The organism is Bacillus sp. TH13 (assembly GCF_016651175.1).
GTDB lineage: Bacteria > Bacillota > Bacilli > Bacillales > Bacillaceae_G > Bacillus_A > Bacillus_A thuringiensis_S.
Genome location: NZ_JAEKEJ010000022.1, coordinates 1 through 16,943, shown reverse-complemented (window position 1 = coordinate 16,943; position 16,943 = coordinate 1). Strand labels below are relative to the sequence as shown.

The following is a 16,943-nucleotide window of genomic DNA, read 5'->3' as shown; positions in this document are numbered from 1 at the left end:
ATGATACAGGGAGAAGGCTTTATTATATGCGATAAAGAAAATACAAACCTTCCTGTTTTGGCACAAAATGAATATTTGCCAGTATTATATGAACCTAAGAAAATAAAAAAATCCTGGTTTAAAAGAAAAGAGATATATTCTTTAAAACAATTTTTACAAGTAGAAAAAAACAAAAAGATTGTATATCGGATTATTCCTCATGCGGATGTATCTAATAATACAAAGCGTTTATGGCGGGCGATCCATAAGATGTATGAAATGTACGAAAGTATGGGAAGTCGTATAGAAAGAAAAGGGATTACATTTCATTATCGTGAAAAGGATTGTTTCTGGTTTGATGTCATTTTCAAACAGGAAAATGGCCAGAAGAAAATTGAATTTTATGTAGCAACTAGCGAATATCAAGCACTAAAGCTCAAAAGAAAATTAGAGAACAAAATGAGTGTGACAATTAAGGAAGCGGAAATATCAGATTTGCAAATTTCTAATGAAAATACAATCGTACAAGAAATGCGATATTTAAAACATGACATCTTTTCCTTAAATACAAATAGCAACGATACAAAAACGCCTATTGGTAATATTTTAAGTGTTATTGATGAACTAAGTTATGATGGAGACATTTGCCGATTGAGTATCTGTAATGAAGCAGAAAACCGTCAGAAATGGGTGAAAAACGCTTCCTGGGCCATTGAAAAGTTAAAGAAGGGGAAACCACCCCAACGGGTTAATATGAGCGGCAAACGACTTGTAACAGGGGCGAAAATTGGTGTTGCGGCTGTTATTAATGAAATAAATGATTTATTAACTGATACATTCCAGGCGTTCTCGAACGCTTTTTTTAAATCAGATAAAAAATTTAGCAAAGAGTACATCATTAAAAAGGCACATACAACCGCTGATGAAGTTGGAACAAATCGTGTGAGTTATGACAAAGGAAATCAGCCTGTTTTTAAAACGCGTATACGGGTGGCCTCACATTCCCATGATCGGTTAACCAGGGAGACAATGGGGGAAACCTTAGCACTTTCTATGATGGATTTATCAGAAACGAATGAACTACATGGCGTAAAAATAAGAATGAGAAAACGCCAAACAGAAATATTACAGGAATTAAATACATTCGAACTATCAAGCAAGACAAAGTTTGATCCGAATGTAAATTTGATGAGTACCGATGAAATGAGCAAATTAGCTTTGCAAATGCCTGTAAAAGAGTTGCAACGAAAATATGCAGATGCATTGAGTGTAAAAAAGAAAGTTGAAATTGAGATACCAGCGATTATGCGGGGTGAAAAAGGAATATTTTTAGGACATTCGGAATTGAAAGATCAAAAAATACCAATCTATATGCCAATAGATAATCCAGATAATTTTTATAGAGGTTACGTCTTTATAGGAGGACAGGGGGCTGGTAAAGATACAGCAATTAAGAATTTTGTTATTGAGGGAAATACAAAACATAAGATTAGTTTTATCATACCAGATGCAATTGTAGAAGAAGGTGGGCGGGGTATGGCAGACGGAATTCGTGATGCATTACCACCAGAAAACATTATTGATCTCGATTTAAACGACAGTGATTATATCCCACCTCTAGATTTAACAGAAGTAATTACAAAGCTAGGGCGGAACGGTGCTTCAAGGTTTGCGGATGAAATGATTGATTTCATGCAAATTGAAGGATTAAGCCGAAGTGAAAAATATTTAACGGATGCGGCCAAAGCAAGTAAAGGAAGTCTATTTAATATAAAACGTATTATAGAAGATGAGGACTTTCGGGTAAATCGTATTCAAGAATTAGTGAATGAAGGGAATTTGCGTCTTGCGAATGAGCTGATACAGTGGGGAGATAATGAACAATTAGGGAATAAGTGTGATCCCATCATAACCAGATTAAACCGCTTTTTTGGGAATGAAAGATTGTATGATATCTTTGCACAAGACCCATTGAAAGAACTTGATTTTGGTAAATGGATGCAAGAGGGAAAAGTTATTATTTTAAGGGTTCCAAATGCTAGGGGATTGGGGGAACATGCAGTAAAAACCCTAGTTCACTGGATCACACTAAAAACCTTCATGACCAGGTTATTAATGACTAAAAAAGAGCAAGAAAATGGAGCATTTATCATTTTTAATGAACCCGAGCAATATGAAAGTGAAGGATTAACTAAATTGATGGGCAGAGTGGGTACAGAGGGCAGAAAAGAGAGACTAGGAAGTATCTATGCATTTCATCATTGGAACAAATTGAAACCGTCATTACAAGAGAATTTACAAGGTGGCGGCGTACAGCAATTCCTATTTATGAACGATCATACAAAGACATTTGAATTATCTAAGCATCGATTTGAGGATACAATTTCACTAGAACAAGCATATAAAATACCAGCACATCACGCGATTATCAGTGTAAGAGCTGGGGGAGAAATGCAACCATCGTTCATTTGTAAAATGGCGCCACCGGTTAAACCAAAATATGATAATAGCTTTCTAACAAAAAGGCATTCTCGCATGTATGGCCGATCCTGGATCGATTTACAAAAACAGTACGGATAAAGCAAAGGCACAAGGGCAATAGTTCTTGTGCCTATTTACATTTTCCAAAAATCATGTGGTTGTGCGTAAGGGTCTATTTTTCTAATAGCTTTCAAGAGTTTTTTCATTACAAGGGGTGTCGGAATATACGTTTTGTCACGACAAGTTTTTGTTAAAGTTGCACTAGATATTTTTGTGGCTTTAAGTATTTCTTTTTGTTCGATTCCATGACGATCTAACCATTTTTTGAAAAGGGTCTTGTTATCTTTAAAAAACATATGATACATCTCCTAAACTTATATAATTTATTTACAAGTTTGGACATATATTTTAAAAAGTATTCTACCTATTGTTTTAAAAAATTAAATTTCTGATGAGAATTTCATAAGTTCATAGAGTAATCAGACGAACGATTTTATTAATTTTCTGCTTGGAATTGGGTATACATATAATGCAAAGATTTGACTTACGCATCATACAACAAATCTTTGCAAGACCGTTTCAAGAAAGGTTTCGACATATATATAAGGGAAGATAGATGAAAAATGCATTAGATTGCAACAGTATCTTAAGAGTTAGTTTTGAAGAAAAGTATTTTTGACCTTACCTGTGATACGTATAAAAACGAGTCACAGGCTGTATCTTACTCTTATTATCAGATTTCGATGCGACAAAAAGTATCTCAAAATCAAGCGTGCATTGAAATAAAGGCGTACAGTATTGTTACGGTGTAAATAATTCTTAGCGTGGGTTTTATGTTGGTATGTTGGTTGTACTCTAAGTACAAAACGTTTTAATTATTAAGCTAAATGTAACTAAACTATATAGACTTCTTAGCGTACAATACCCTTGAGATGATATGATGAGTATATGTAAAACATAGGGTACGGTTATAAAGAGAAAGTAGAATATATAAGAAGTTAGAAGAAAAAAATATAAGGGTAAAGGATAGTAAAAAAAGGGGCTGAGAATGATGGGAAAGAAGTATATTGAATTTATTCTGGAAAATCAGGAACATATGAAGAAAATTGAAGAATTAGAGAGCATATCAACAGAGTACATGGATTATTCCTTGGATAAACTCGAAATAACTTCTAATGGTGTTTCAATTTCTGATAGTAAAGTACATAATTGGGGTTATATTGAAAGTGAATTTGAGAAGTTAATTGGAGATAATTACTTTTTTGATAATGAATGTGATTATTTCGGTATGATTGAGGAGGGCTATGAACTAGCATATTTTCACCATAGCCCCAAGATGTTGATAGATGCTATTAAGAAGGAACAAAAGAGAAGACATACAAGGAAGAGACATCCTAAAAAGAGTTGGGAGAAATTAAAATCTTTCAATCTGGAAAAAGTAGGAGAACAGATGTAAGAAAGCTCTTTGCCAATCGTTAAATTAGTAAGGCGAGCAATCAATGCACTAACCCAGGATTATTTGTACCATAACAATAATGTATATTTAAGTTATAACTATTATCTAAAAATATTAATAGGTAAATAATGTATGTTCGAGACTTGTTTTTACATGGATCTCGGCTGAAACTCATTTTATTTAAAAGGGATTTTGTTTCGTCAGAACAAAAAAAGACGTATGATGTGTTTTTCATCAGACGTCTTTTTTTTGTGAAGATTGTTTAGACTAGAATCTTTGTTTTTGTGAGGATGCTATAAGTTTTTGAGATTCGCACTAATTTCCGATTTATCTAAGAACATATCACTGCTATAGCACAGGGGAATATTATGTTAAAAATGGCTATTAGGGAGTAATTTAAAGTAATGGGAAGGTAGAAGGAAGCATTCTGAAAATTAACAAGGTAATTAGTTGGACAAAATTAGGAATCTAAAAAATTAGAACCGCAATTAATATGTGCTATAGAATTGATACAGGTACGCTGAATCATTAAAGCAAAGAATGCGAACCGTGATGGGATTGCCTTGCAAATATTAAATGGAAATCGAGAGGTGAATTTTTTTGCTTGCAAGCATAATAAAAAGTGTACAATGGGTATTAAGGATTAGTAAAATAATACTGTGGTAAGAGTGTAGCGGTATTATAAGGGAGGTGGTTGAATGGAGAGAAAAGATGATGTTGTAAGTGAAGTGTACTTAAAAACAATTGATGTCTCCCGTATCACCAATCTAGCAGAAAGTACAATCAGAAAATATAGCTTAGAACTCGAAAAACAAGGCTATGAGTTTAATAAAGATGGCGATACAAGACTGTATCATGCCGATGATGTGACAGTTTTTAATACTCTAAAAGAGATTAGAGAAAAAACTAAGGTTTCATTGAATCACGCTGTTAGCGTGTTGATGACACAGCAAACACGTGCAACACAGGGTGTAGCGCGTTCGGAAGTTGCTGTGACAAGGTCTCAGAGTGAAGAAGAGCAATACGCGCTACAATCTATATCAAGCGAAATTCGGAATTTCTTAGAAGATATAAAGACTGAATTTATAGGTTTTCGAAAAGAACTTGAAATCGAACGTCAAAGCAATGATGTATTTAAACAAGAGCTTGAAGCAGAGCGTGAAAAAAATCAGGAATTAGAAAAGAAACTTGATCTTATTATGATGGAATTAGAAAAAATCAACGCTAAAGCTGATATTTCTAACCAAGAACCCAAAAGGAAAAAATTATTTGGGATATTTTAAGTTTAGACAAAACAAAAAGAGTTGCTCATATGAGCAACTCTTTTTGTTTTAGAAATCTGGGTCTTCTAAATCGTCTTCGTCTAATGATCCTGTAATGTTGGTATTAGTTATTAATTGTCCCATTTGACCTACGTCTTTTAATAAATCGTCTGCCAGGGAATTATGGGTATTATCATCGTTTTGCATAAGAACAGCAGATACAGGAGCCACCTGGAGATCTGAAATTGTTTGTGTAATTTGTTTTATGGCATTCATCATTTGTTCTTGGTTTTTTGAGACATTTAGAAGTTCTTTTTTTGCATCAAAGGGCTCTTTCTGTGTTAAGTCTTGTTCAACTAATTGAATAAGATAAGTTGCAAGCTTTTTTGAGCGAGCTTTTTGCTCAAGGTGATTATAGACTTCTTCGCTCATGTGATCTGTTCGAAGTCCAAAGACTGTTTGTTTCTCGGTCTTTTTAGTACGCCCCATAATGCGGCTCCTCCTTTCTGGCTATACTTATTTCTCTGTTTTTTGCAGCATTTCGCCGCGACTTTTTACTTCAAGACCATATAAATTTAATTTGCGTGAATCTGGTAAGAAAATATGATTTGCTTGAGCGATTTCAGCTCCATACATTTCTTCTATAACTTCATGAATACTAGCTTCTAGTATTGGGGCAACACCACCGAAATAAACATATTTATAAACTTTATCAGCTGGTGCAGGCATTACATCTTGGATTTTTAAAATTAAAAATTTAGCAAACTCTTTTAAAGAAGAGCGAACTTTGTCCGTTAAATCTACACGCTGGCCAGTGTTTCCATCAACTAATTCCATTTTTGGTTTTTGGGAATTTTTTACTATAAATGTTTCAAATGAACGTAAATCAGAGAATTTTTCTAGGAACTTTTCTTTTCTTAATTTTTCAATATGAGATAGATAAGATAATTTATCTATCGGTTGCATAGAATCACGGTTCTTAGGTGATTTTAAACCGGCTGGTGATAATACTAGATCAATTGTTCCACCGCCAATATCAACAAGTACTGTGTCGTTGTTATCAAATTGGCTTGCTTCTTCACGATCTTCTAATTCAAAATTCTTTTTAATTGCTAAACGTGCAATTTCGCCTTCGATACGACAAGTTGCTTTTTCTACAGTTATTTTTAAAGTTTTTTCCATTCCTGGAGTATGTATTGTAACTTCATGCTCTCCAGCAAATCTTTCTGCCATAGTATTTTGAGCTTCACTAAATTTGGCTGTTCGTTTAAGTAACCATATAGGTAACATTGTTTGGAAATATTCAATTTCAATTGTATTGTCATCCGATTCGCGCTGTTCATTAATAGCATGATAGAAAGAAACAGCTGATAAAAACATCACATAAGGGATAGGGCTTGTGATCTTGTCATGAAGTTTATTGACATGATTGTTAGCTAATGCATGTTTTGCAGCTTCGTCTCCAACTAAGAAGAATCTTTCTGTGTCTTCTCCTGGAATTGTTGTTGAAATAAGTAGGCGAGATAATAATTCTTTAGGATTGGTAATGGTTGCTACAAAATGAGAGTCAGCTTCATCTTTACTGATTTCTACAACGTTTGTAGGTGTTTCAATATAGAAACCATCAATCAAGTTCATATCAAGTGAGTTTCCGGAATCCTTATTCATCATAGTAATTTTCATTAACTATTCACTCCTTTAGTTATCTTGTTAACAATATAACATTTTTTCGTCTTTGTTGGAAGGTGTTTTTTGGTATTAGTTAACAAAAGCAAAGTGTTATTAGCCTTATATTTTTAAGGATTTATCATAATTTATTTTTGTTATATTGCATTTATGTTAACTATAAAAAACAATGTTAACTTTTGTTTTAATGTGTATGTATTCTTCGCAAGATATATGTTTGTACCTGCAGGAAGTAAAAGGAAACCTTTCCCATCCAAAAGAGGTTTATCCTTTAAACAGTTGCTTTGATCAGCAATTGCATTAGTTGATTCAGCACTTATACTTAAAAATAAAGGGAAAATAGCATGATAAAACATTTTTACACTTTAAAATCACGTTATTATAAAGAAGTTTGGTAGTTTTTAATTAGCCTTTAATTTAACCTCAAACTTAAGGGAGATGTATAAATGAACATTGGTAAACAGATACATTATTTTCGTAAACGGGATAATATATCCCAAGAGGAGTTAGCAGCAAAAATTCATGTTTCCAGACAATCTATTTCTAACTGGGAAAATGAAAGAAACTATCCAGATATTCATAATTTACTAATGATGAGTATTCTTTTTAATGTCTCCCTGGATGATATAGTTAAAGGAGACGTAAAGATCATGAAAGAAGAACTTCAAAAATCAACTTTCTTTAAGTGGAGTTACATTATGTTAGCATTAATGATTATGCTTCCTATTTCTATTGCACCTATGTTTTACTTTTTTGGTTATTACGGTCTAATAATACCTGTGGTACTTACGATTTTACTTATGCTTTCATTGTCGAAGCTTGAAAACTTGAAAAAAGAGCATAATTTAAAAACTTATCGTCAAATAGTTGATTTTATAGAGGGAAAACCTGTAAGTGAAGTAAAGCCTAATATAAAAGACAAATTATTTAAAATAGGTTTGATGCTTGCAAGTGCTTTAATTAGCTATAGTTTGATTTATTTAGGATTGAGTGTATTTGGAAGATAAATTAGAAAACTATTAAAAGTCCTCCGGATTGTTTAACTGAAGGACTTTTGTGTTTATTTACATAATTATTGTTATCACAAGTGAAATTTAACTCGAAAATAGCTAATTTTATCAATTGTTGAATGTCTGAAAAAAATCAAATCAATGATATTGTCGAGATCCTTTGGTAACTTCTTGCTGTGATGACTATCATAGTGACTTTTTCTCTAGTAACCACTATTAGTGGTTAATTACCATAAGGGCTGATTTTTGAAATTTGCTATTTTTTAGAAAGTATGTTAATCTAAGAATAACCTATTTTTGTTCGGTTTGAGATTAAGAATAAATTTTGTTTTTCGTCTAAGGTATTTGAGCAAGGGTAGTAACACATGTGTGGGTATCCATACTAGGAGGCAACAATTATGGAACAAGGTAAAGTAAAATGGTTTAATGCAGACAAAGGTTTTGGATTCATCGAGCGTGAAGGTGGAGAAGACGTATTCGTACATTTCTCAGCTATCCAAATCGACGGTTTCAAATCTTTAGACGAAGGACAACGTGTAACGTTTGGAGTAGAACAAGGACAACGTGGCGCACAAGCTACTAATGTTCAAATAGCTTAATATTAGCTGATGAAAGACCTTCTTGTAGGGTCTTTTTTTGATTTTGTTACAATATTCCGAATACAACTTTTTTAAGGGGATTTGGGGTGCTTAACTTTTAATGAAAAAGAAGACGTTAGAAATCATAATTTTAGCATTATGAGGTACCGCCAACAAAACGCGAATTTTGTACGCTAAGCAAAAAAAACAATAAGCTGTCCAAGTGGACAGCTTATTTACATAATTTTCGTTATTGGAAGTGTATTTAAGATCAGCATTAACTTAATAAGAGTCTAATATCTCAAGTTTCTTAGCTAATACCCAACCACTTAGACCATAAGATGCACAAATGTTGTAATAAAAATAATTCCCTGTTATTAATGTTTCCTCTAATTCTTTAATATCTTCATAACATATAGGCCAACAATAAGATTTTTGTTGCTCTAATAATTTCTTATTTTCTTTAAAAAAATCTGGAAGTGGATCTTCGTCTATATTAAAAATAATGCTGTTACTTATTTGGGTTTCAAAAAAATGTGCTAGGACACCTGAAAAAACTATATATACATTGTCTCCTGATTCAGTAAGAGTGTGAATGCGAATTTCTTCTTTCTCAAGATTAACTTGGTATGAAACAATTGTATTATCGTGAACACTTATCATAACTTCACTCCTTAAATTATAGATATTTGATTTTTGTTTCTTCAATATTAATTTTCTAATTGTAACATTTGAGAGAACTGACTCATTAAGATTTTTAGATGTATAGGATATTCATATAAGGTTAACATAACGTCTCATTATCGGTAGCAACTATTTCCATAGAATCCTTGTATGTACAGGGATTATTCTTTTTTGTCTATTTATTTGGTATACAGGATTTTATACATCGTTGATGTAGCGGGGATTCTAGGGATCCGCGCTATTCTTTTTTTGCATGAAATCTTGTATATAGAAAAGAGAATTTGAAACAAGTGATACGTGAATTATTAGGAAAAAGGGTATATCATTGCTATAGCGAATATATTTTTGAGGTGAGGCGCTATGAAGACGTTATATAGTCCTGGCGAAGTGGCAGAGCAATTAGGTATCCAATCTAGTACATTACGTAAGTATGCTGATGTACTAGAAAAAGAGGGTTATACTTTCATAAAGAATGAACGTGGGCATAGGAAGTATAGAGAAAGTGATGTAATGGTGTTTCGTAAGGTTATCAACCTAAAGAACGACACAGACATGACATTAGAAAACGCCACAAAACAAATAGTATCATGGCATCAAGGCGTTGAGATATTGCCATTAGAGCGACATGAAATTGAGCGCTATGAAGAACCGGATTTCAACGCTACAACGCTACAGACGATGCTTCAAGATCAAAACGAGGTCATTGAAAAGCAAAATGAATTACTACAAGAATTAAGCAAACGTTTAATTGAACAAGACCAGCGATTTGCACAAAGAGAATCAGAATTATTGAGCGCTATACAAACGATACAGGAATCCCAGGTACTTATAGCGACAAATTCTAGCGAAGATGTGGCGAAGAACCAAGGGCGTGATGAAATGCTTATGCAAACAATAAGAGAAGTCCAGGAAGTTAAGAAGATGATTGCCGCAAGTAAAGATAAGAAATGGTACGAGTTTTGGAAATAATCTTTTACAAAAGTAAAGCTTAGAGTCATATGAGAACTCTAAGCTTTTTTGGATACTACCGATAATGATGCGTTAAGTTAACTGGATGTGAATAGATTATACAATCTAAAAAACGCGATATATGTCTTTTTCTAAATGGTATAATGAAGAAAAAGTTATTTATTTCCCTCTTTTTGTTATACAGTCTGTTTGGTTGTAATCAAAATCATCAAAATATGGTTATAAATAAAAAGAAAACAAAGGAGAAGATTCATATGTCTAATACATCTCAAAATCAAAAAATGGATGAGAATGAGTTTTGGAAAATTATTGATATGTTTGATTGGGATCATGAAGGTGATGACGAAACAGTTTTGGAAGAGGCGGTAAACTATTTAAATAAAAGTTCCAACGAAGATATATTTGCTTTTGAGGACATACTCTCAAAATTGCTTTACGATTTGGACGGTATTGAATATGCAAAGAACATTGGTGAGTATGCTTATGTAGACGAAGAAGAATTTTTCTCCGTAGACAATTTTTTGTATGCAAGATGTGTGGTTGTAGCAAATGGACGGGACTTCTATTACGAAGTGTTACAGAGTCCTGAGGAAATGCCAAAGGACATAGAGTTTGAATCCTTATTGAGTGTAGCTAGAGAAGCATATGAACAGAAAAATGACGAAGAATTTGATTATATGCCAAAGTTTGATTATGAAACATATAGCAATAAAGGCAAATGGAGAGAATAAATTCCTAAACTTGAACAAATACATATAAACCTGAACTTCCGCTAACGGTAATTATGTAAATAAGCTGTCCATATGGACAGCTTATTGTATTTTTGGCTTAGCGTGGTTTTTTTCAAAAATGCTGGCGGTACCCCGTCTATGGGGTAGTGACAGGGTTGCTGTCATAGACCGCAAAGTAAAAACACAGAGATTTGTCACCTCTGTATTTCTTCAAGTTTTCTTTGATTGATTGCTCGATAAAGAGAGCCTTGTGATATGCCAGTTCCTTCTACAATTTCTTTAATTGAGTATTCTTTACTGTCATACATGCGTAATGCAATCGAGAGCTTTTCTTTTTCTAATTTTGGCCTACCTAACTTTTTTCCACGCTTCTTACTTGCTTCTAATCCTTCTTTTACTCGTTCTGCAATCAAATTTCTTTCTAATTCTGCGATAACACACATCATTTGCAACATAGCTTTTCCTGTAGGAGTTCCTGTATCCATATTCTCTTTCAATGATACAAATTGAATTCCTATTTCTTCGAACTGTTGAATAATACTTAGGATATCTAATGTTTTACGTCCTAAACGTGAAATACTTTCAACTACAACAGTATCTCCTTTTCTTATCACATCAAACAAATTTATAAGACCTTGTCTTTCTCGGATTGTTCCAGTGAATTTTTCTTGAATGACTTTTTCACATCCGTATTCAGTAAGTGAATGGATTTGACGATCTAAATTTTGATCGAGAGTAGATACGCGTGCATAACCAATAATCATTTGTTTCCTCCTGTACAATCATATACTTTCATTGTACTGAAGGTTCATTTATTGTAAAGGTATTTTGTAATACTTTTGGTAACTATTTTTTGTAACCTGAAAAACCTTATAAATATAGAAATAGAAGCAGGATGAGAAATGTTACAAAAATATTGGTTTTTGGTAATCTAGTTTTTGCAGGAAATCAAATTTATAATAAGAATTAAAAGTGTACGGCACACTTTTTTCAAGGAGGATAGATATGATTACGGGTCGTGATCAATTGAGTCAAGAAATTATTAAAGATCTTACTGATAAAACCATAAAAGTTAAGGATGTTCCAAAACGATACGATGTCTCATTAGATCAAGCCAAACGTTTATCACGTTATTTAAAAATCACATTAGCTGCGAATAAACATTTAAGTGAATCAGTAAATCGAAAAGTTCATTTGATGGGATTAAAAGTACTAGCGCTCGCAGATTTGTTTAAGAATGAAGACTGGGAAGGACTTGAAGAAATTTTATCTTCTGTAAATGAAAATATTACAAGAGACCAGCTTAAACAAATGGTATTATCTTTAGAAGAAAAACGTGAACGAATACAGGCATTCCTAGAAGAAACAAAATTTAAAATCAAATATTTAGAAGAAAGTAGAAAAGATGCTAAAGAAAAAATAGAACAACTAAAATCTATTCAAAGTGAAATCAAAGTCTTAACGAATGATTTTCAAAAATACGATGAAATAACAAGAGAATTCTTATTAGAACATGTTGGAATTTATCAACGAACATCACAAGGGAAAAATGGAGCAACAAATACTCTAATTCTCATAAAACGCCTTGATTCTTTGTTTCAAAAAAAGCTAAAAAATATGGGTATCATCACATATAATGACTTGAAATATACTCATGAAATCAATGATTTAGACAAATTTGTAAGAGCTTATCTAGAACGGAAAAATAAGCGGGGAGGTATCATTTGGGACTTCGAAAAAGAAGATAGAAGAGCTGAAAATAAGACGTATTTTGCTCCTTCTTCACCGTACTATAAAAAAGGCGTTCAGTTAATTGGCGAAAGCCTTTTAAAAAAAATAGAACAAACAAAAGAAGATTTAAAAAAGACTGAAGAACAAATAAAAGAAACTGAAAAAGAAATTCAAGATTTAAGAAAAATTAGTGTTAAATCATTTTCCGAAGCCGTTCTTGCATCTAATATGTTATCTGCTAAGGAAATTCAAAAACATGGTGAATTACAATATAAAGCAGGGAAATGGTTGTACTCAAAAGGATATGTAGTTGGATTTGAAGTGACCCTACCTAATGGGAGACGTGTTGATGTAGCTGGTTTTAATGAAAATAGAGAAATTATATTTGTTGAAGTAAAAGCATCTGATAAGGACTTTCAAAATGATAAGAAATGGAAAGAATATCTTTTGTACTGCGATAAATTTTACTTTTTTGGAGATTGGGAGCTCATACCACATAGTAAAGACGATAAAACAGATGCTGGTTTTTTATTGAAATATGGGAATACAATAGAAGTATGTTCTGAAACAGCAATTGAACACTCTGCAAAAAATCGTGATACTATCATTTTCTCCATTTCACGTGCTATATCAAAGAAGTTAGTATATGGATATTAAGAAGTGTACGGCACATTTAATCTCTGCTATCAAAAAGTGTGCCGTACACTTCTTTATTCACATTATTTTGACCTATATAACTATTCGTTTATTGAGTTCCATATGAAATTACTTTAACAAGCTTTCTAAAACTTCCAGTTTGTATTTAAGTATGAAAATTTCTTTCTTGATTTGCTCTTGTTCCCATTTTTCCGTAATCACCCTATGCATGTATCGAGAGCGATGATATTCACGTTCACAACTATAGCAAACATGCTTATTTTTCAATTTACCGTTTACCCAAAAAACATCAAAACAGGATATATGTGTTTCCAATCCACATACCGGACAAATTTTGGTACTTTTGTAGCTTTCGTTCTTTGTTAATCCATATTTATTAGACAAGTATTTCACTCTTCTAGTGCTTATATTCAATGCTTTAGCTATATCAGCTTGTGTTCCCCACTTATACATACTCTTAAGTATTTCTTCTTCTGATTTTCCTTCTTCTTTAGAACGTATCACGTATCTTGTCAAAGAGTGATCCAATATGAAATCCTCCCATCAATTTTGTACTTTTTCAAATCTAAAGTACAATTCTGTATTTCCATACATAGAAATCTAATTTATGAAACTTCAAACTTAATCGGAATTCGTTTATTCATATTAAGCTTGAAAGTTCCGTAAGGATTTACGTGAGTATAAAATAAAGGTGTTAATGCCCGAAAATCCTCTTGTGTCATTTTTTTTAGCCAATATTTATCACGATCATAAAGAACTTCTTGCAACATTAAAGTGTTAATATACACTAAACAATTTTGCAATAAATGTAATGCTAGAACAGATACTTCTTGTCCTTCTAAAGAATTTGTTTGAATCTCACTGTTTTTTCCGTAAAAAATAAAGCTATTTGCTGAGTTCCAGTTTTCTACGGTATTTAATCCTTCATGAATCTCTCTGCGAATTTCTTCGGAATGTAAATATTCACACAGGAAGATGGTTTTAATTGCTTTCCCTAGCTCGCTTAATGCTTGATAAGTAGGGTGTTGAACATCTTTAGTAAAACGTTTTAAAATCGACTCTGCAGATGCAGTACCTAATCTAAGGGCAGTTGCATATTTAACAATTTGTTCATATTGTTGACGAATCAGATCCCATTTTATAGGTCTAGTTAATATTGGTTGTAAACTAGAATAGGCATCTTGCATTCCAGTTTCAGGTCGATAAAGTTTTTGTGAATAAATATTTTTAAACCTTGGCATCAGTTTAAAACCAAGTAAATGACAGAAAGCAAAAGCAACTTCACTCTGTCCATGCGTATCTACGTAATTTTTATCCACAGACATTTCTGTACAATGTCGTAAAACACCTTCAATCATGGCAGCTACTTCTGATGATGAACAAGATTTTAACTGAGAATAAATACAAGTAGATTTTTTATCAACATGCCAATAAATCATGACACCACGTCCACGATAACGAATATGCCATTCTGTTAAAAGATTTTGATCCCAAGCCCCAAACTTTTTTGAGTCTGAAGCACAAGCTGTTGTTCCATCTCCCCAAATATCTTTTAATCGTTGATACATAATTTGATTTACAACTTCAGCAATTGCTTTCCGAAGATTATCTTTATGAATAAACTTTTTACGGATATATAAAAGTTCACGATAGCTATCAGTAGTATTTCCTGAAGAGACTCTTTTAAGACCTGTATTTGTTCCTAGTCCAAATAAACAAAGGATGAGTCTTCGTTGAACGGTTTCTCTATCAAGAATTTCTCGGTCTGCAGTTGTTTTGAAATGTTTCGTGAAATTAGCAAGGAAATCCGCTTCTTTTAATACATCTAGTAAGTTTGTATTTGGCCATTTGTTTCTGATTTCGTTTTTTATTTGAGATAAATGAATAGGATCATCCTGTTTTTCTAATGGAGAAAGACGAATCCATCCATTATTTTTGGAGAGTATACTTACCTTTTGATTATTTTTAGACAACAATCCTTCATCTAAAAGAGAAAGCTTTTTCTTCATCTGTTCAATTAGTTCTGAAATAAATGGTTCTACATCAAGGGGCAATTTTAGTGCTTGAAAATGTTCCTCTTTATAATCATCAAAATCCTGAGGTAAATCTTCTTCTGGATTACGATATCTATTTGCTCCCTGAATCCAAATTTCTTTACAACGGAGTTTACCTCTTAAAGATTGTAAGACAGCGATTTCATAATTAATTCGATTCATCCGTCGAGTTCCATTGGTATCTGTTTCAATAATCGTATCCTTCCATTTTGGTTGAATTACACCATCGATTGGAACATCATCTTTCGAAGCAAAATATCTTTGGCCACTATTGGCATATTCTCGTATTACTTGAATAGCATGAATAACCGGTTGATGCATTTGGTTATTAGATCGAAATTCAAGAATGTCTAATAACTGAGGAATAGCACGACGATAATGATTTCCATATGATGCATGCATTTTTATATAAACTTTCTCCCTGTATATACGTTTATTCCGTTTCAGTTCTTGTAAAATATCTTGAAGAGTTTGAGGATCCGCTACAGAATATAAAATTTCGTTAATAATCCCGTCGGGATGCTCAATCATAGCTTCTAATAGATTAATAATATATTTATTCTTGCCTTGGACCTTTTTCATTTCTTCAATAATTTCTTTATCTGTTTGTTTAGTAGCCCTTTTACCGATTTTATGAGTAATATCGATAAGTAAATCAGCTAAATGGTCTGTCACTTCTGATTGTCGGCACCAAAATAATATAGATAACAGGGTGTACCGAATTGGCTCAGGATGGGCACGTAAATCAGTTAACGTTTCTGTCGCAGCCCTCAATCGATATTTTTTTAATAGTTTGGAAGGTATATGTTGAAATAAATCTAATGGTATTTGAAGATGGCGAATGGCCAATAATTTTTGTATTTCTTGATGAAGGGTTTTTAAACTGGCACGACCTGGATCAGCAAGTAAATCACGAAATGTTAACAGTTCATTTTCTTCTAACTGTTCGTCGTTATTTATATCAATAGATGATTCAAGAAAAGAATCGATTCTAGATCGTGTGGATTCTGATAAGTTGTGACATGTTGATTCAAAGAAGTTGACCTCGTAGGTGTTAATTGCTGAATCAATCATTCGATTCAAGCGACCGAGAGTAGGAGGTTCTATTTTCCAATTGCGAAATTGTTCATATGCTTTTGCTCTTAAATAATCTGTGTCATGAGTAAAGTTCACTTGGTCTACTAACCATTTTTGGAATATAGGCATATCATTGGCCGTGAATTCATGAAAACCAAAAGATTCCCTTATTTGCTTGCGATGATAGGTAAAATTTCGTTCTTCCGCACCCCAACGGTAACTATCGAATAAATCTGGCGAAAGATCTAATTGTTTTGCAATATATGCAATCACTACTTTAGGAATATCCTGTTTTTTAATCGGAAATCTAGCTTCATGTTGAAAATACTTTAAAAGGACCGCAAAACCTAGGCGGCTAGCACCTGTTTTATTACCAATTAACTGTCGTTCCATTGGAACTAAAATAAAATATTCAATGAGCTCATCGTCAGTCCAGTTTCTTTTCATCATTTTTCTCCTTACTTTATTTGTCTGTTTATATTTAGTGTAAGGAAAAATTAGTAATAAAAAAAGCCTTCTTTCAGGCTTTAAATTTTATATTTCAAAAAGTTACTTTGCGGTCTATGACAGCAACCCTGTCACTACCCC

The 16,943-nt window shown here is 32.8% G+C and carries 15 protein-coding genes; 8 read left to right on the top strand and 7 right to left on the bottom strand.

Going from position 1 to position 16,943, the window contains the following annotated elements; translation table 11 throughout:
- Window positions 1-2,559, top strand: a complete 2,559-nt coding sequence (locus JFU02_RS07325; protein WP_201070480.1) for an ATP-binding protein — start codon at window positions 1-3, stop codon at window positions 2,557-2,559.
- Window positions 2,560-2,594: 35 nt separating this feature from the next.
- Here the strand turns inward: JFU02_RS07325 and JFU02_RS07320 are convergent, their stop codons facing one another.
- On the bottom strand, window positions 2,595-2,816 hold the full coding sequence (locus JFU02_RS07320) for a transcriptional regulator (RefSeq protein WP_106405676.1): 222 nt from the start codon (window positions 2,814-2,816) through the stop codon (window positions 2,595-2,597).
- Window positions 2,817-3,508: 692 nt separating this feature from the next.
- Here JFU02_RS07320 and JFU02_RS07315 point away from each other — a divergent pair.
- Together JFU02_RS07315 and JFU02_RS07310 are read left to right on the top strand one after the other, a co-directional pair.
- Entirely contained in the window at window positions 3,509-3,916 is a 408-nt protein-coding gene (locus tag JFU02_RS07315; protein WP_242488068.1) for a hypothetical protein, read from the top strand.
- Between the two features lie 698 nt (window positions 3,917-4,614).
- Window positions 4,615-5,199 carry a hypothetical protein gene (locus JFU02_RS07310; RefSeq protein WP_106405675.1) on the top strand — a complete coding sequence of 195 codons (585 nt, stop codon included), beginning with the start codon at window positions 4,615-4,617 and terminating at the stop codon, window positions 5,197-5,199.
- 48 nt (window positions 5,200-5,247) lie between these two features.
- Here the strand turns inward: JFU02_RS07310 and JFU02_RS07305 are convergent, their stop codons facing one another.
- Together JFU02_RS07305 and JFU02_RS07300 are read right to left on the bottom strand one after the other, a co-directional pair.
- Complete coding sequence (locus JFU02_RS07305) at window positions 5,248-5,667, bottom strand: hypothetical protein (RefSeq protein ID WP_106405674.1); 420 nt, start codon at window positions 5,665-5,667, stop codon at window positions 5,248-5,250.
- A 27-nt stretch (window positions 5,668-5,694) separates the two neighbouring features.
- The gene (locus JFU02_RS07300) at window positions 5,695-6,861 is read right to left on the bottom strand and encodes a ParM/StbA family protein (protein ID WP_201070478.1); all 1,167 of its coding nucleotides are present in this window, start codon (window positions 6,859-6,861) and stop codon (window positions 5,695-5,697) included.
- 449 nt (window positions 6,862-7,310) lie between these two features.
- Between JFU02_RS07300 and JFU02_RS07295 the strand changes: the two genes are divergently transcribed.
- Window positions 7,311-7,871, top strand: coding sequence for a helix-turn-helix transcriptional regulator (locus tag JFU02_RS07295; RefSeq protein ID WP_201070476.1), 561 nt, complete (start codon window positions 7,311-7,313; stop codon window positions 7,869-7,871).
- A 401-nt stretch (window positions 7,872-8,272) separates the two neighbouring features.
- Window positions 8,273-8,473 (top strand): cold-shock protein, encoded by a 201-nt coding sequence (locus JFU02_RS07290; RefSeq protein WP_000434815.1) that lies wholly within the window; start codon window positions 8,273-8,275, stop codon window positions 8,471-8,473.
- A 261-nt stretch (window positions 8,474-8,734) separates the two neighbouring features.
- Here the strand turns inward: JFU02_RS07290 and JFU02_RS07285 are convergent, their stop codons facing one another.
- Window positions 8,735-9,115 carry a hypothetical protein gene (locus JFU02_RS07285; protein ID WP_201070473.1) on the bottom strand — a complete coding sequence of 127 codons (381 nt, stop codon included), beginning with the start codon at window positions 9,113-9,115 and terminating at the stop codon, window positions 8,735-8,737.
- Window positions 9,116-9,496: 381 nt separating this feature from the next.
- Between JFU02_RS07285 and JFU02_RS07280 the strand changes: the two genes are divergently transcribed.
- The gene (locus tag JFU02_RS07280; RefSeq protein WP_097861055.1) at window positions 9,497-10,105 is read left to right on the top strand and encodes a DUF3967 domain-containing protein; all 609 of its coding nucleotides are present in this window, start codon (window positions 9,497-9,499) and stop codon (window positions 10,103-10,105) included.
- A gap of 254 nt (window positions 10,106-10,359) precedes the next feature.
- Complete coding sequence (locus JFU02_RS07275; protein WP_201070470.1) at window positions 10,360-10,836, top strand: DUF4240 domain-containing protein; 477 nt, start codon at window positions 10,360-10,362, stop codon at window positions 10,834-10,836.
- Window positions 10,837-11,030: 194 nt separating this feature from the next.
- On the opposite strand, the gene JFU02_RS07270 is transcribed toward JFU02_RS07275, so the two are convergent.
- Window positions 11,031-11,600, bottom strand: a complete 570-nt coding sequence (locus JFU02_RS07270; protein ID WP_000583547.1) for a recombinase family protein — start codon at window positions 11,598-11,600, stop codon at window positions 11,031-11,033.
- A gap of 262 nt (window positions 11,601-11,862) precedes the next feature.
- Between JFU02_RS07270 and JFU02_RS07265 the strand changes: the two genes are divergently transcribed.
- Window positions 11,863-13,224: an MmcB family DNA repair protein gene (locus tag JFU02_RS07265; protein WP_242488015.1), complete on the top strand. Its 1,362-nt coding sequence runs from the start codon at window positions 11,863-11,865 to the stop codon at window positions 13,222-13,224.
- A gap of 108 nt (window positions 13,225-13,332) precedes the next feature.
- Here the strand turns inward: JFU02_RS07265 and JFU02_RS07260 are convergent, their stop codons facing one another.
- Window positions 13,333-13,752, bottom strand: a complete 420-nt coding sequence (locus tag JFU02_RS07260) for a hypothetical protein (RefSeq protein WP_207193670.1) — start codon at window positions 13,750-13,752, stop codon at window positions 13,333-13,335.
- A gap of 77 nt (window positions 13,753-13,829) precedes the next feature.
- A complete protein-coding gene (locus tag JFU02_RS07255; protein WP_201069513.1) occupies window positions 13,830-16,802 on the bottom strand; it encodes a Tn3 family transposase in 2,973 nt (990 codons plus the stop codon).
- Window positions 16,803-16,943 lie beyond the last annotated feature (141 nt).

Excerpts from the sequence above, each read along its gene's own strand:
- JFU02_RS07255 (WP_201069513.1), bottom strand. The coding sequence starts at position 16,802 with ATGAAAAGAAACTGGACTGACGATGAGCTCATTGAATATTTTATTTTA.
- JFU02_RS07300 (WP_201070478.1), bottom strand. The coding sequence starts at position 6,861 with ATGAAAATTACTATGATGAATAAGGATTCCGGAAACTCACTTGATATG.
- JFU02_RS07280 (WP_097861055.1), top strand. The coding sequence starts at position 9,497 with ATGAAGACGTTATATAGTCCTGGCGAAGTGGCAGAGCAATTAGGTATC.
- JFU02_RS07315 (WP_242488068.1), top strand. The coding sequence starts at position 3,509 with ATGATGGGAAAGAAGTATATTGAATTTATTCTGGAAAATCAGGAACAT.
- JFU02_RS07285 (WP_201070473.1), bottom strand. The coding sequence starts at position 9,115 with ATGATAAGTGTTCACGATAATACAATTGTTTCATACCAAGTTAATCTT.
- JFU02_RS07325 (WP_201070480.1), top strand. The coding sequence starts at position 1 with ATGATACAGGGAGAAGGCTTTATTATATGCGATAAAGAAAATACAAAC.
- JFU02_RS07295 (WP_201070476.1), top strand. The coding sequence starts at position 7,311 with ATGAACATTGGTAAACAGATACATTATTTTCGTAAACGGGATAATATA.
- JFU02_RS07305 (WP_106405674.1), bottom strand. The coding sequence starts at position 5,667 with ATGGGGCGTACTAAAAAGACCGAGAAACAAACAGTCTTTGGACTTCGA.
- JFU02_RS07290 (WP_000434815.1), top strand. The coding sequence starts at position 8,273 with ATGGAACAAGGTAAAGTAAAATGGTTTAATGCAGACAAAGGTTTTGGA.
- JFU02_RS07270 (WP_000583547.1), bottom strand. The coding sequence starts at position 11,600 with ATGATTATTGGTTATGCACGCGTATCTACTCTCGATCAAAATTTAGAT.
- JFU02_RS07320 (WP_106405676.1), bottom strand. The coding sequence starts at position 2,816 with ATGTTTTTTAAAGATAACAAGACCCTTTTCAAAAAATGGTTAGATCGT.
- JFU02_RS07310 (WP_106405675.1), top strand. The coding sequence starts at position 4,615 with ATGGAGAGAAAAGATGATGTTGTAAGTGAAGTGTACTTAAAAACAATT.
- JFU02_RS07275 (WP_201070470.1), top strand. The coding sequence starts at position 10,360 with ATGTCTAATACATCTCAAAATCAAAAAATGGATGAGAATGAGTTTTGG.